Annotated in this window: 11 protein-coding genes; 1 reads left to right on the forward strand and 10 read right to left on the reverse strand. The window is 39.6% G+C overall.

Going from position 1 to position 15,840, the window contains the following annotated elements; all coding sequences use genetic code 11:
* Positions 1-2 precede the first annotated feature (2 nt).
* The 10 genes from DW173_RS09640 to DW173_RS09685 form a co-directional block, all read right to left on the reverse strand.
* Entirely contained in the window at positions 3-1,148 is a 1,146-nt protein-coding gene (locus tag DW173_RS09640; protein ID WP_007752453.1) for a glycosyltransferase family 4 protein, read from the reverse strand.
* Between the two features lie 2 nt (positions 1,149-1,150).
* Positions 1,151-2,386: a hypothetical protein gene (locus DW173_RS09645; protein ID WP_032839515.1), complete on the reverse strand. Its 1,236-nt coding sequence runs from the start codon at positions 2,384-2,386 to the stop codon at positions 1,151-1,153.
* A 2-nt stretch (positions 2,387-2,388) separates the two neighbouring features.
* A complete protein-coding gene (locus tag DW173_RS09650) occupies positions 2,389-2,634 on the reverse strand; it encodes a hypothetical protein (RefSeq protein ID WP_007752448.1) in 246 nt (81 codons plus the stop codon).
* A gap of 119 nt (positions 2,635-2,753) precedes the next feature.
* The gene (locus tag DW173_RS09655; RefSeq protein WP_007752446.1) at positions 2,754-4,292 is read right to left on the reverse strand and encodes an MATE family efflux transporter; all 1,539 of its coding nucleotides are present in this window, start codon (positions 4,290-4,292) and stop codon (positions 2,754-2,756) included.
* Between the two features lie 401 nt (positions 4,293-4,693).
* Positions 4,694-6,016 carry a nucleotide sugar dehydrogenase gene (locus DW173_RS09660; RefSeq protein WP_022275137.1) on the reverse strand — a complete coding sequence of 441 codons (1,323 nt, stop codon included), beginning with the start codon at positions 6,014-6,016 and terminating at the stop codon, positions 4,694-4,696.
* 32 nt (positions 6,017-6,048) lie between these two features.
* Positions 6,049-8,475 (reverse strand): GumC family protein, encoded by a 2,427-nt coding sequence (locus DW173_RS09665; protein WP_120144369.1) that lies wholly within the window; start codon positions 8,473-8,475, stop codon positions 6,049-6,051.
* A 10-nt stretch (positions 8,476-8,485) separates the two neighbouring features.
* On the reverse strand, positions 8,486-9,319 hold the full coding sequence (locus DW173_RS09670; protein ID WP_004303599.1) for a polysaccharide biosynthesis/export family protein: 834 nt from the start codon (positions 9,317-9,319) through the stop codon (positions 8,486-8,488).
* A 47-nt stretch (positions 9,320-9,366) separates the two neighbouring features.
* The gene (locus tag DW173_RS09675; protein ID WP_118161023.1) at positions 9,367-11,295 is read right to left on the reverse strand and encodes a polysaccharide biosynthesis protein; all 1,929 of its coding nucleotides are present in this window, start codon (positions 11,293-11,295) and stop codon (positions 9,367-9,369) included.
* Positions 11,296-11,621: 326 nt separating this feature from the next.
* A complete protein-coding gene (locus tag DW173_RS09680; RefSeq protein WP_004299971.1) occupies positions 11,622-12,212 on the reverse strand; it encodes a UpxY family transcription antiterminator in 591 nt (196 codons plus the stop codon).
* Positions 12,213-12,471: 259 nt separating this feature from the next.
* Positions 12,472-13,980, reverse strand: a complete 1,509-nt coding sequence (locus DW173_RS09685; protein ID WP_049702587.1) for a DUF3078 domain-containing protein — start codon at positions 13,978-13,980, stop codon at positions 12,472-12,474.
* Positions 13,981-14,169: 189 nt separating this feature from the next.
* On the opposite strand from DW173_RS09685, the gene DW173_RS09690 reads away from it, so the two are divergent.
* Complete coding sequence (locus DW173_RS09690) at positions 14,170-15,795, forward strand: CTP synthase (RefSeq protein ID WP_004317909.1); 1,626 nt, start codon at positions 14,170-14,172, stop codon at positions 15,793-15,795.
* Positions 15,796-15,840 lie beyond the last annotated feature (45 nt).

A 15,840-nucleotide genomic window follows, 5' to 3' on the forward strand; every position in this document is an offset into this window, starting at 1 on the left:
CTCTATTTATTATATATTTCAACATATTCTTTAGCAATTACATTCCATGAACCTTTTCCTAATCTTGCACTCTCAGCTATATTCTCACTCATCTGCTGAAGAAAAACAGGATTATCAAGATATGATTGTATTGCATTGGCAAGAGCATCTACATCCTTAGGAGGAACAATTATTCCTGTCTTACCATCATCAATCATCTCAGGTAACCCACCTACATTGGTAGCAATTACAGGAGTATTCAGGGCAAATGATGAATATACTACTCCACTCTGTGTTGCATCAGTATAAGGACACACTGTAAATAATGCACCACGGATTAGATCAGAAAGTTCATCAAGCTCTATAAATCGATTAAGAATCTTTACATAATCATATTTCTCATACTCTGAAGCATCGAAATACATTTCTCCACTACCTGCAACAATGACTTTTACATTAGGATGGACTTTATGCACCCTCTCCATCGCCCGAAAAAGATATTCTACCCCCTTATATGGAGAAATACGTCCAAAGAAAAGTACATAATTCTCCTTTTTCTTATTTACATCTCCATACATACGAAGCATATCATAATATCCTAAATGCGATGTGAATATTCTATCTTTAGGCACATTGTATCCTTTTGAGAATACATCCACTTCGGCTTTATTGAGAACAATAAACTTCTTGACATACCACTTTATAATCGAACGACGAATATCCTCTTTCCTATCACCTTCCCCTGTATGAGGCTTTCCGTCATGAATTGTAACGACTAATTTATTTCTAAAGAACCACAATGGCACAAAATGGAATAATGATGGTGTTTCAATATATTGAATTATATCATAGTTACCCTTTTTAAAAAAGGACAAAACATTCATTGCTACCATAAAACTACTCCAACCAAAGCGGCCTACTGGGTCGTTTGCTATGTAAATATTCTCAATAGGGACATAAGAAGAAAATATTTTCAGCTCAGAATAAGCTGTTAACGGGAATATGCCTCTTTTAGGAATAATCTGATTAATATTGAACACTGTAGATTTTAAAGAGCGGGGGGTCATAGAATATAACACAGTCACATCATGACCTTGTGCTATAAGTGCTTTTATCAGTGGAAAATCACAATCACCAAAGCACGTACGAGAATAATAAAGTATTTTCATATTTAGACTCTTAGCCTATTTCTAGTGAAATGATAATCTGCACAAGGAATAATCGTCAATAGCATCATATACGGATTAAGATAGTTTGACTCTAAAAGTCCCATTACGAACAAGATAATTATACACATCCTCGATACAAGATTCGTATTACGAAAAAGTATTATATAAAAAAGACCGTATAGCAAAGCACCAATATAACCAAGAGATAGTAGAATAGTTTGTACACCATTAGCGTAAAAAATGAAATTTCCGTCATACATCTCTATTCCAAATCTGTTTCGTGCATCAGGAATACCAATAATCTGTTCATCAAAGGTTAGCTGATCAAACATTAAATAACCTCCGACAACTCGAGTAAAACCACTCGCTCCTTCAGTAGAGAATTCTTCAGTTCGTAAAAGCATCTCTTGTCCCATTTCACTTCCAACATACATATATATTAAAGCAATAATTAATGGAACGAACAGCATAATCATTATAAAACGTCTAATAATATTCGCATTCCAAAATATGCTGAACATTTTCACAGCAAAAAGAATCACCAGTCCGACCATTCCGGAACCAGACTTCAAAGCTACGAGAGAGAAGATGATAAGAATGCCCTCCTTATTCAACCACTTTTCCTGTTTATTAGTTTCAAACCATATCAAAGCCAGATAGCTCACATAGTAATAAGCCATATATGATGGTTCAAGGAATATCGAACATGGACGCGGACCTGACATCTGATGGGCAACAAGTTCTGCATACGACATCCCCTCATAAGTAAATGCACCTGTGAGATTTGGTACAAAACAAAATACATGAGAACCTGTGGCTAATTTCAAAGAAAACTGCACCCAAAACAAAGCAGCCGAAATCAGAACCACCCATCGCATATATCTCTTAAGCAACTGAAAATCAAAAGATAGTACACCTCCTATAAGGGCAAGAAAGAATAAAAAGAAAAGCCATCCACCCGGAGGAATCAGAGTCCATAATTCAAAATGGTGATGATATATCCATATCAGACAAATATACACAAACAAAAGCCAGAATATAATAGGAACCACATTAATTTTAAAATTGTTTCTGACTATAATATATGTTGACAAAAACAATATTAAAGTGTACCCCAAACCAACTGGAAATGGAATCTTATACCAAGCCAGTATCGGCAACAACGCAAGAATCATCATAGATGCTTTGCGAAGCCATGACTTACAGTTGCTTTGTATATTTATACAAGCGGAAATCATCGTTATTTTTTTAATTGATTGAGAACCTGAAGCATCATATTTGAATAACTTTGGTAATACCTTGCAGCAAAAGCCTTCTCCTTAACAGCATCAAAAGATAAAATAGCATCCATGACAGTAGATGCTGATGTAGGAGAATAATCCTGACCAGGTATAAAAACTCGATACTTCAATAAATCAGCTGCACTCAGAATATGATAAATCTTACTTGATTTTCCATTAGCTATAGACATCACAATCAGATACATACTGCTCCTTGCATACCCTTTCGGGAAAGAGGTGCATAACATACTAGAAATAACATTAAAACCTTATTTATGAAAGGTTTATTAATGACTGATTGTATCAAAATATCATCTAATTAAAACTAACAAATTTTCATTACCTTCTCATGTACTAATTTAATAGCATATTGTCTTTCTATTTTCTGCAAGCCAAAGAAAAATACACATACTCCTATTATCAATACATATACTGCAATTGCAACAAGCAACATCCAAAAATCAGATACAACTATCACTCTACTTGATATCCAACATACTAACACAGCTAAAGTTGTAACTACAGAGATTGGCCACATTACTTTAATAAAGTAATCTTTCATTCTCAACTTTATCATAGGATATATCATATATACCCTTACGAACTGCGCAACAAACTCTATAATAAAATACACAACAAATACCATAACAGGTAAAATATGTAGGAACTTCAAACAGAAATAAGCAACAGGAACTACAGACAAAAGAAGTGAACTCTCGACTATCTGTACCTTTTTAATATTGCCTGTGGCATGAAGTGCTGTCATTGTTGGATTCTGGAGAGTATTAATGAGACCCACAATCAGCATAATTCGTACAAAAGCTGCCGTATATTCAGGCACATCCCCTAACCACAATTCAAGAATGTACTGAGTGTGCATGCACAGAGGAATAGTAACCACTAGCATCAAGAAGAACGAGAACCGACTTGACATAAACACAAGAGCGTGCATTCTATCAAAATCCTTTTGGGCATATGACTTGTAAATTTGGGGATTGATAGCCGTTTGAAATCCTACAAAGAACATTCTTGCAGCAGTCTGTACCTGCACAGACACTCCTCGGGCTGCATTGACTATCGCACCAAAGAAAATATTCAGTAAAATATTCAAACCTTGAGTATACCCCATTACTGCTATATTTCCTGTAAGAGTCCAACCCGCAAAAGACAAAACACTCAACGAAACTTTCTTGTTCCATATAAAATGATAGTTACTTTCTTCAAATTTCTTTTTGCAATAAACGGCATAAATCAAACAAACAATCAACTGAATCAGAACATGAAGAACAGCATACAATATCAACCGATCAATTAACGAATAAAAAAGCAAGATAGCTATTCCAAACTTTGCCACTGCATCGAAAATGGATATGACAGCAAAAGCAGACATCTTCTCATGAGCAATAATAAGACCATTATATGGCGAACTGATAATGGTAATTATAGATGAAAGTACTGCACTTTGATAAACCCATATTGCTGCTACCATCCGTTCACTAGGAATAACAAGTTGGGTCATCACAAACCACAAACCTACAGTCTCTGCAAAAATAAGTATGATAACGCCAAAGAGGCAATGAATAGACATAATGCAACCGAATAGCTTCTTTACACTATCTAGATTACCAGAGCCTATCTCCACTGAAACAAACCTCGAATTAGCATTGGAAAGCGACATATTAACAAAATTCAACATTGCCATCACACCTCCAACGACATTATAGATACCGTAATTTTCTATACCTAATGCCTGTAATACAAGACGAGATGTATAAAGTTGTAGTGCCATTATAAAAAACATACGAAAGTACAACACTATCGTATTCTTTGCCAATCTCTTATTTCTAGCTGAATAATCTGACATCGTTTGATTACTATTTTTATATGGTCGACTTACTCAATCGTAAGCGCTCAAATTAGAGTTTCCTCTTAGCTTTGAAACTTTAAAAGCTTCTAAATCGACCCTTGTTAATTAATACGTTTTAATATTAGCTTGCAGCTAAAAAAAATTATAAGTTCATGTTAGCAAAGACACACCCCCCATTAAATATCCTTTGGATATAGTGTTGAGTCTCCAAATGCTTGAAAAGATTCTTCACAAACCCCACTTCAAATTTGTACTTAAAATAAAATCCAACACATTACATTGCTTACATATTTTAAACTTGCAACAAAAATGTTTCTTTTAATCTAAGGTCAAATTTGAGTACTGACAAAATATATTAAAAAGGAGCAGCCAAATAAATTTTGATTGAAAAAACTATTTTAATCTCTACCGAAAATATCGCGTGTATACACTTTCTTTTCTACATCACTTAAACACTCATCAAAACGATTAGCAATAATGGCCTTGCTTAATTCTTTAAAACGAGTAAGATCATTAACGACTTTGGAACCAAAGAAGTTTTCCCCGTTACTAAGTGTAGGTTCGTAGATAATGACTTCTGCCCCTTTAGCCTTTATACGCTTCATAATACCCTGAATAGCGCTCTGTCGAAAATTATCCGAATTAGCCTTCATGGTCAAACGATACACTCCTATAGTGACAGACTCCTTTTGACCATCGTACTGATTGTGTGAATTATAATCGTACCACCCTGCCTTGCGAAGAATGGAATCGGCTATATAATCTTTTCGAGTACGATTACTCTCTACAATAGCAGTTATCATATTCTGGGGTACATCCTGATAGTTGGCAAGGAGTTGCTTGGTATCTTTCGGCAGGCAATAACCGCCATAACCGAATGAGGGATTGTTATAATGTGTCCCGATACGGGGATCAAGACCTACGCCCTCAATGATGGCTTTACTATCCAATCCTTTCATTTCAGCGTATGTGTCAAGTTCATTGAAATAGCTGACACGGAGAGCCAGGTAGGTGTTGGCGAAGAGCTTGACTGCTTCAGCCTCTTTCATACCCATGAAGAGTGTATCAATATTTTCCTTGATAGCCCCTTCCTGCAAAAGGGCGGCAAATATTTTAGCTGCTTCCTCCAACATAGTGACATCCGTGACGGAACGGATCGCCTCATTTTCTTCCGCAAACTCCGGACGGTCGATGATCTTCGGATAACCTACGATGATACGGCTCGGATAGAGATTGTCATAAAGGGCCTTGCTTTCACGAAGGAACTCCGGTGAGAACAGCAGGTTGAACTTCTTTACTCCCTTCTGGGCATATTTTACATAAAGGTTACGGGTATAGCCCACCGGAATTGTCGATTTGATGACCATTACGGCATCGGGATTCACTTCAAGCACAAGATCGATAACTTCCTCCACACGACTCGTATCGAAGTAATTCTTCACAGGGTCGTAGTTTGTAGGAGCGGCTATTACCACAAAGTCGGCGTCAGCATAGGCTGACCTCCCGTCCAAAGTGGCAACAAGATCAAGCGGCTTTTCAGCCAGATACTTCTCGATATAATCATCCTGGATAGGGGAAACCTTGTTGTTCAGTTTCTCCACCTTTTCCGGGATTACATCCACGGCAGTTACATGATGATGTTGTGATAGCAGTGTCGCTATGCTCAGTCCCACATAGCCAGTTCCGGCTACTGCGACCCGAATCTCTTTGAAATCACGCATATTATGTTTGATTTGGTTTTATCAATAGCAGTTTATTTACCCTCCCGACTTGTATGCTGCTCTCCATAACCATAGCCATAACCGTAACGCTTGCCATAGCCATAATACTTGCCGTATTTACCATAACCATAATAATAGCCGTACTTCTTTTTCTGAAGATCCAAGCCGTTAATGGCGATACAGAGGTTAGGCAATTTGTTGTTTTCAGAAAGCTCATTAATCAAAGTAAACTCTGCCTTACGGGTATAATCGGCACGGCATACGTATACCGACAAATCAGCAGTACGCCCTATCAGCAAGGTATCAGTTACCATACCCACGGGGGCAGTATCCAGAATCACATAGTCAAAATTAGCCTTCAACGTTTCGATAGCTTTTTCCAAGCCGTCACGGGCCAATAATTCCGTTGGATTGGGAGGAACTGATCCGCCCGGAAGAATAAACAGATTCTTGTTTATACTGGAAGGCTGTACCAAATCCATCAGATTTTTTGTCGGATTGGTCAGAAACTGGGTAATACCATGTTCCTTTTGGGAAATATTAAAAACCTTATTCAAGCCAGGCTTGCGAATGTCAAGACCAACTATCACAACTTTTTTACCTAATAAAGAAAGACTGATGGCCAAATTGGATGATACGAAAGACTTACCTTCACCACTGATGGTAGATGTCACCAGAATCACATTCTTGCCATTTTCAAGCATAAACTGAAGATTGGTACGTACATTACGGAATGTCTCACTCATCAGGTTATTATGATTCTCAAATACAGCTATAGAACCGGACTTTTCATCCGCCAACGGGATATCGCCAATAACAGGAAGAGAAGTTAGTTTTTCAACATCAGCACGGCCCTCAATCTTGAATTTGGTCAATCCAATCAGATAAATAATACCTACCGGAAATCCTACTCCTAACACCAAGGCGGCAAGATAGACCATCATCCTCTTAGGAGAAACCGGATTGTCGTCCGCTAACGCTTCATCAATAATCTTGGCATTATTTGCTGTAGCTGCCAAAGTGATGGCATTCTCTTCACGTTTTTGAAGTAACATCAAATAAAGGCCGACCTTAATTTCCTGCTGCCGGGCGATACTTACGAACTGACGTTCCTGGGTCGGAGCGTCATTAATGCGACGGGAATAGCGGTTCGCCTCACGGGCAAGGCCTTCTTTGGTTATCTGCAATCCTTTCAATGTAGCATCCAGCGTAGCCTGTACATTGCTCCGCATCGCACGGATACTAGTATCCAAATTTATGATCGTCGGATTATTCTCGGTTGATGTACGGAGCAAACGCTTTCTTTCAACCAACATTTCATTATATCTGTCTATTGCACCAGCTGATGCCGCATCCTGTAATCCAATATTACTTGGTAAGACCTCATATTCATTACCTTGCATATAGCGTTGCAAATCCATCACCAAATTGATTTGAGTCTGGTTTTCCACACGCTTCTTTTCATATTCAGCATTACCGGTTAAGGCTATTTGCGCCTCACTGCTCAAATCTGTAATTCCGGCACTACGCTTGAAGTTCTCCAAGTCTTGTTCGGTACTTCCAAGTTCCTTGGAAATAATGCCGATACGTTCGTCGATGAATTCTGCGGTTTTTTGGGCTACCTCATTCTTGTCATTATTGGCATTGATATTGTACATCTCAAGGAGTTTGTTGATGAAGTCCTTGCCACGCCGGGTATTTGAGTTCTTTAACGAAAGAACAGCTACAGAAGTAGTTTTTGATGTAGGGGCTATCGACAAGGACTGGATATATCCTTTGACCACAGACATCGGCCGGTTTATAAAAGCTTTTATATGACGCTCTTTACTTTCCTCCTTAGCCTGATTGGTCGTCAATGTATCCTTGCTTTCAAAAAAGGCGACCGTCCCCTCATCGGTCGGAAAAACAGCAGGTAATTTATCGAATTGTTTCCGATACTCTTTGTCTTTCACTGTTATCAACGCATCCATCCCACCATTGGGAAATAAAGTCATCTCCACTTCCATTGGTGCAGACAGTTTTTCCGCCTCCTGTGGAGTCAAGCTCACCACTACGGGCGAGGTACGGTAAAGTTCCCTATTAGGAAACTCATCTTCATCCTTATAAGTCACAAACAGTCCCAGATTGTTGACCACTTCACGGGCAAGAGACTTTGATTTCAGCACCTCGATTTCATTGTCTACATTGTTCGACGAGGAAACGAAACCGTCCAGTCCCATCTTTTCCAGTTCGGAGGACATGCTTGCACCACCGCCTTTCTTGTCATCCTTGATCAAGACTGTAGCGGATATATTATAGACAGGAGTAGCCAGACGCAGGTAGCCCCATGCGCAGACGATACAGATTATTACAGAAACCACAAACCAAGGCCAATAGATCAGGTAACGGAAAAGGATTTCCTGAATATTCACCTGCTCTTCCGGTTGCTCACCCCGGTTCTCTCTTTTTTCCTCAATCATATCTATATTACTATTTGAAGATTGTTACTAATAAACTTGCCAATGATACCAGAATAGAAGTAGCGGAGAACCACAAGCTGGTACTGTTACCTATATCAGAGTTACGAGCTTTTGCTTTATTAGGAGTCACATAGACTATATCATTCTGCTGTAACCAATAATAAGGAGAAAGAATTGTCTCCGCCTTGTTTAAATCCAATGTTACAATTTCCTGTTTGCCATCAGCACCCTCACGAATCAGTTTCACATTGTCACGAACTCCCCAGACCGTCATGTCACCGGCCATGGCAAGAGCTTCCAACAAGTTGACTTTCTCATTGTTGATAGTAAATGTACCCGGACGGGCAACCTCACCTAATACAGAAATTTTATAGTTTACCATACGGACAGTAACTATCGGAGTCTCCTTTATGTAAGGTTTCAGTTTGTCTATTATCAGTTGTTCAGCTTCTCTTTTCGTCAATCCACCCACTTTCAATTCACCCAGAACAGGAAAATTGATCTTGCCTTCATTATCTACCAGATAAGGTTGTAAGACAGGCTGGGTAGTCAATTGGGTGCTGGCAGTAGCCGCATTAGCAGGAGTTGCCACCGTCAAGTTGAACGGAACTGCAAGTTCCGGACTAGTACATGAGACTACGATAGTAAGTAAGTCTTTAGGCATTATCTTGGCATCATATAAATTTTCCTGTTGATTGGTGTCCTTTACAACTCCCGCATCCTGCAAATAAGGTACTTTCTTATAGGACTGGCAGGAAGCAAACAGAAATACCGCTATCAGACAGGAAAACAAACTTCCATACAAGCTTCGTACATTCAAATGCGTGCGCAATGATTTATTCATATTAAATGATAATTTATTTATAGAATCTTTTGTTGATTATTCCCTATTTATTCTTTATCCAGTACTTCAAATCGCGGAGAATTTTTTGATTTGAACTCCGGAACTATTTTCTTCATCAACCGCACGGTATCCATGATCTTTACCGCACGCGACAACCTTTCAAACTCTGCATAAGTATCAAGAATATCAGCATATTCATACCGACGAACTTTGGCGATCATGATTTTCTTATTCTCTGTTGGGATCGTATTTTCTTTATCGCTCAATACCTCTTCATAAAGCTTCTCACCCGGACGTAATCCCGTGAATTCTATTTTGATGTCTTCACCCGGACGATAGCCAGCCAATTCGATCATACGAGTCGCTAGATCAACGATCTTGACTGCTTTTCCCATCTCAAAAACAAAGATCTCATTGCCCTCACCCATTGTGGCGGCCTCCATTACCAAACGGCAAGCTTCGGGAATGGTCATGAAGAAACGAATAATATCAGGGTGAGTAACAGTCACCGGCCCACCATTCTCTATCTGTTCTTTAAAACGAGGAATGACAGAACCGTTACTACCCAATACATTACCAAAGCGGGTGGTGATAAATTTTGTATGACCTTTCACTTTTCCTTCACGGATAGCGCATCCCAGACTTTGAACATAGATTTCTGCCAAACGTTTGGAACAGCCCATTACATTAGTAGGATTTACAGCTTTATCCGTAGACACCATAATCATCTTTTCAGCACCATATTCCACAGCCATATCAGCCACCTGACGAGAACCGGTCACATTGACAAGTACAGCCTCACAAGGATTTTCTTCCATCAATGGTACATGTTTATAAGCGGCGGCATGAAAGACGATTTGAGGATGATACAATTCGAATACCATACGAACGCGTTCCTTCACACGCACATCACCAATCACCGGAACAAAATCTATATTTGGATATTTTTTCTCAAACTCAAGACGGACATTATGCAAAGGTGTTTCTGCAGAGTCGAACATGATAAGTTTCTGAATTCCCATCTGCACTAATTGACGGCAAAGTTCACTACCAATACTGCCTGCCGCACCAGTCACCAACACCACTTTTCCCCTGAATTCTTCTGCAACCTGACGAAGGTTGATATTAATTTCGGCACGGCCCAACAAATCCTCAATCTTAATAGGACGTACCCACTGATGAAAGTTTCCATCAGAATCCGCTTCACTGATAGTAGGAGCTATCAATGTTTTAAGTTCATTGTTTTTACAATATTCCAGAAGTCGTTTTTCTTCCAGGCGGGTATCTTCATAACGGGCAAACAGAATCCCCTTAATTCCGCGCTTCCGCATGATATAATCAACATCCGATTCATTTTCAAAGTAATAAACGGGAAGATCTGCCAATCGGCGTCGGCTGTTATTTTTACCATATACATAAAAACCGGCTACTTTATAATGTGCACTATCCCTAAGACGTAACTTCAAGGCTACACTCTCTTCATTAGTACCATAAATAAGAATACGTGTGTTCTTTTTATTCACCCAATCCAATAAAAAATCATAGACGATTATCAATGATACACGGAAGGTCGTCAAGATCACTAAAGTCAATAAACCATCAAATAGAAGATAGGATATTTTATAATTATATGGCAATTGGGTCTCATATATAACTCCAAAAGAAATAATGACCAAACAGGCAATTTTAAATAAAACGGCACACATGATACGCCAAAGTTCACGTGCCTGTGAGAAACGAATTGTATTACGATAAGTATGGAATAATAAAGAGCCCGCAACACTTGCCACCAAAGAAACGCAAGCAAATTTACAGAGCATCCAGTCGGTCATTGGAACATGCGCCATATAATGAATTACCGCATAAGCGACCAACGAACATGATACAGAAATTGCCGTGTCAATACCTAAAATAACCCAATAACTGAAATAATTTTTGCGGACATATTGCACTATGTCCTTCAATGTTTTTTCCATTATAGTATAAATGAATAAAATAATATTTCGAAATTTGATTTATCTGATTGATTATGATCAGTACAAGGACTATGACTACGATTTCCATGTTGGTGTAGCCCAACAGAGAATCCCTTCATCTTTCGATACGTACATACATTTCTACACTATATCTTTTGTAAAGATATAATTCATAATACTTTATGGATTTTTATTTTTGAGAGAGGTCATCGATAAATATATCCACTGTTTGGTTACCGATGTCAGATAGACTGCCTGCTATTTTACAGACTTTCATTACATTTTTGCAGTAAAATCCCCATACCCCTATAAAATAGATTGATTACTCAATCACGTAAATCCCCATTTTCAGATACCGGCTCTACACACCCAGCCGGTATATCTACACATGCACACCCTAACATTGTCAATCGAACAGCAACTTTCGATTTCCCATTCACATGTACTAATTCCCCTTCCAATCCTGCCAATGGTCCCTTGATTACCCGTATTTTCTCTCCCGGAGCCAATGGCGATGTACTCATGCTAATCGTCTCATCCGAGTAGTCGAGCATAAACTTAAATCGCAACATTTGTTGATCAGGAATAACAGCCGGAGTACTCTCCCCACGTAATACCATGTAACGGCTGATAGAAGATAAAGTCAGGACTTCTTTTTGTTCTTGCAGATCAACGTGAACGAAAATCATCATCGGAAGCAGTACCCGGTCGACAATTTTACGGCGGTCGCTCCATTGATGAACTTCTTGTTGAATTGGAAGGAAATTTTCGATCCCCATTTTCGTAAGCCGCTCACCCGTTTTTTTCTCGTGACAAATACGTACGATTGCCACCAACCAACGTTTTGAGCGCGCTACGCTGCTGCCAATCACATCTGTTGGCAGAAGATTTCGATCGTCATTTTTCTTAATGATCATGTATTTTTACCCCTCATTTTTCCATACCCCTTAGGCAATGGATTGAATTCGGTGACAAAGATAGATAAAATTATAAATAGTAAACAAGAAAAAACGCATTCTTTTTTTACATACAAATAGAAATATACAGTTAAGACTATCTTGGACGTGAAAAATCCGCTATCACATTGGTTCTATTCTACCACCCATATTTTATACAACATCCCTAAACAAATCAGGCGCGGAATTTCCGCGCCTGATTTCTATTCTTTCGATTTACTTACCACTTATAATTGATACCGAAGCTAAGCAATTCTTTCAACTGGAAGAAGCTGTCTCCTTCAGTCGGTTTCGAGCTATCGTCAAAACGGGTATGTATATAGAGCTTGGTAGAAAGATAACGGTTCAAAACGAAGTTGAATGTATTTTCCCATTCTACACGTGCCCAATGATAGTTGGTCAGATAATTGAGACGAGACTCTAAAGTTACTGCAGAGATGATGGTCCAGTTCAATGTGGATTGCAACTGGGAACCAAAGTCGTTTTTAGAGCATTTTCCTTTGTCTAAGCCAAACTTAGTTTCATTCACTTCAGAATCACCTATATAACGCAAGTTATAAGTCAACGGTGCCATAAACACGGAAAGATTAAATTTCTTCTTACTCAATTTATAATCCATACCGACACTGACTGCCAAATCTGCCGGAGACATGAAAGACGAAACCAATTCTTCACTATTAGCTTTATAACCGTTGAAGAACTGTGTCTTAAACTCGGAAGAAATGGTATAGTACCAATTCTTGAAAGCCCTCAAACCTAATTTATTATATAAGCGGAATTGGTCGGTGTTAAAAAGATATTTATGATATTCATCTGACGGAGTGGAGGTCATACCCACTTTAGCTTCCAGTTGATTCTCAAACAGGACTTTTTCATTATCATTATAGTTGGCAAAAATCTGAAAAGTCGCTAATCCGGAGAAGTTACTTTCACCTCCCTTATACCAGTTATCCGAAAGGTGGTTCTGACTGATCTGCAACGATCCGTTACCTCCGGTCACCCACCAGTTAGGCCTGCTAATCTTCATATTGGCCTTTCCTACATTATCATCCATGTTTTCCGGTTGGAACAGATGAATAACGTTTGCTTTGGGAGATATTTTCGGCTTCACATCATGACGGAACACGTCACGACTCATGATACGATCCTCCGTAGTGACAACTAATTCCGGACGCTCCAAATAAAGATCCATCAACGCGCTGTTGACTATCTTCCCGGCACGTTGAGTTTTGGTAAATACCAGGGTATCGTATGGCAAAAGCTCTTGCGTCAGTTGAGGAGTGGTATCCAATTGCATGGGTTTCCATTCCAGCTTCGAGTATTGAGCCATCGGAGCATAATAATATGCCAAAGGTGTAAACAGACGAAAATAATCGGGATCGGACGGAATATAACGTGGCGGCACAGACAAATCATTCAAATAATCCAATTGCGCAACATACCTATTATATAAATAAGAAACAGTATCCAATTTCGGAGTCGGACCTGACAGATTTAGTTTTAGCATTAAATATTTCTGAAGCTCTGCCGAAAGCGTATCGGCTTTCACAACTCTGGCCTTTGCCACAACTGCCGAAGGTTTGACCGTTTTAGCTGGTTTAATCACTTCAGGGGCAGGCTGCAGAGAGTCAGTCGGAAGTGAAGCAGCCTCGACTGGTTCCTGCGCAAAAAGCGATAACGATAAGATTGACAGGATAAACGCTGAACATAAAGTAGTAATTCTCATCATATTTGTCTATGGTTTAGGCTGCAAAGCTACATTATTTTGTTCAGAAATCATAGGATTCTTTCAAAATTGCATTTTTTAATAAAATTGTAGAGACGAAAGTCTGCAATCTTCCTCTTTTTTTTATAATTTTGCGCTTTTTAAGTTCGTAAGATTACTACTAAGTAAACAATTATTAAAACAGTTATAGCTGTGGGAGAAACAAAGTATATTTTCGTCACCGGTGGTGTTGCCTCTTCATTAGGAAAAGGGATCATCTCATCATCCATCGGTAAGTTGCTGCAAGCAAGAGGTTATAATGTAACCATTCAGAAGTTTGACCCGTATATCAACATCGACCCGGGAACATTGAATCCATACGAGCACGGAGAGTGCTATGTAACCGTAGACGGACACGAAGCCGACCTCGACCTGGGACACTATGAGCGATTCCTGGGAATACAAACGACAAAGGCGAACAACATTACTACGGGACGTATCTACAAGAGCGTCATTGACAAGGAACGTCGTGGAGACTATTTGGGTAAAACGATCCAAGTGATTCCTCACATCACAGACGAGATCAAACGGAATGTAAAACTGCTTGGTAATAAATACAAGTTTGATTTTGTAATCACTGAAATCGGTGGTACGGTAGGTGACATCGAGTCACTCCCCTACCTCGAAAGTATCCGTCAGTTGAAATGGGAACTCGGTAAGAACGCTCTTTGTGTACACTTGACTTATGTTCCTTACCTTGCTGCTGCCGGAGAGTTGAAAACAAAACCGACGCAACATTCTGTAAAGGAGCTCCAAAGTGTGGGTATCCAGCCGGATGTACTGGTATTGCGTGCCGAACATCCGCTAAGTGACGGACTGCGCAAGAAAGTGGCACAATTCTGTAATGTAGATGATAAAGCCGTTGTGCAGTCTATCGATGCAGAAACAATTTACGAAGTACCTATCCTGATGCAGGCACAAGGACTGGACAGCACTATCCTAGAAAAGATGGGACTGCCGGTAGGAGAAACTCCGGGATTAGGTCCATGGCGTAAATTCCTGGAACGCCGTCACGCTGCAGAGACAAAAGAACCGATCAATATTGCACTGGTTGGAAAATACGACTTACAGGATGCTTATAAGTCTATCCGCGAAGCTTTATCGCAGGCAGGTACTTACAATGACCGCAAAGTGGAAGTTCATTTCGTAAACAGTGAGAAACTGACAGACGAAAATGTAGGTGAAGCTTTGAAAGGCATGGCAGGTGTAATGATCGGTCCGGGATTCGGTCAACGGGGTATTGACGGCAAGTTTGTCGCTATCAAATATACACGTACGCATGACATTCCGACTTTCGGTATTTGTCTGGGTATGCAATGCATCGCCATCGAATTTGCACGCAACGTACTGGGATACGCTGATGCCAACTCTCGTGAAATGGATGAAAAGACTCCGCACAACGTGATTGATATCATGGAAGAACAGAAAGCAATCACCAACATGGGTGGTACGATGCGTCTGGGTGCTTACGAATGTGTATTGCAGAAAGGTTCGAAAGCATATCAGGCTTACGGACAAGAACATATTCAGGAACGTCACCGTCATCGCTATGAGTTCAACAATGATTATAAAGACCGCTATGAAGCTGCCGGCATGAAATGTGTAGGTATCAACCCGGAATCGGATCTGGTAGAAATCGTTGAAATCCCGGCTTTGAAATGGTTTGTCGGTACACAATTCCATCCGGAATATGGCAGTACGGTACTGAATCCTCATCCGTTGTTCGTGGCATTCGTGAAAGCTGCCATCGAAAACGAAAAAACAACGGCAAAAGGCTAACGATACGCGATAAACGACTGGTAGTTTGTAATTTTATAATTTGTA

It is taken from the genome of Bacteroides sp. AM16-13, from assembly GCF_003602705.1.
GTDB lineage: Bacteria > Bacteroidota > Bacteroidia > Bacteroidales > Bacteroidaceae > Bacteroides > Bacteroides xylanisolvens.

Coding starts and splice junctions, on each gene's coding strand:
- DW173_RS09640 (WP_007752453.1), bottom strand. CDS start 1,148: ATGAAAATACTTTATTATTCTCGTACGTGCTTTGGTGATTGTGATTTT.
- DW173_RS09645 (WP_032839515.1), bottom strand. CDS start 2,386: ATGATTTCCGCTTGTATAAATATACAAAGCAACTGTAAGTCATGGCTT.
- DW173_RS09650 (WP_007752448.1), bottom strand. CDS start 2,634: ATGTATCTGATTGTGATGTCTATAGCTAATGGAAAATCAAGTAAGATT.
- DW173_RS09655 (WP_007752446.1), bottom strand. CDS start 4,292: ATGTCAGATTATTCAGCTAGAAATAAGAGATTGGCAAAGAATACGATA.
- DW173_RS09660 (WP_022275137.1), bottom strand. CDS start 6,016: ATGCGTGATTTCAAAGAGATTCGGGTCGCAGTAGCCGGAACTGGCTAT.
- DW173_RS09665 (WP_120144369.1), bottom strand. CDS start 8,475: ATGATTGAGGAAAAAAGAGAGAACCGGGGTGAGCAACCGGAAGAGCAG.
- DW173_RS09670 (WP_004303599.1), bottom strand. CDS start 9,319: ATGAATAAATCATTGCGCACGCATTTGAATGTACGAAGCTTGTATGGA.
- DW173_RS09675 (WP_118161023.1), bottom strand. CDS start 11,295: ATGGAAAAAACATTGAAGGACATAGTGCAATATGTCCGCAAAAATTAT.
- DW173_RS09680 (WP_004299971.1), bottom strand. CDS start 12,212: ATGATCATTAAGAAAAATGACGATCGAAATCTTCTGCCAACAGATGTG.
- DW173_RS09685 (WP_049702587.1), bottom strand. CDS start 13,980: ATGATGAGAATTACTACTTTATGTTCAGCGTTTATCCTGTCAATCTTA.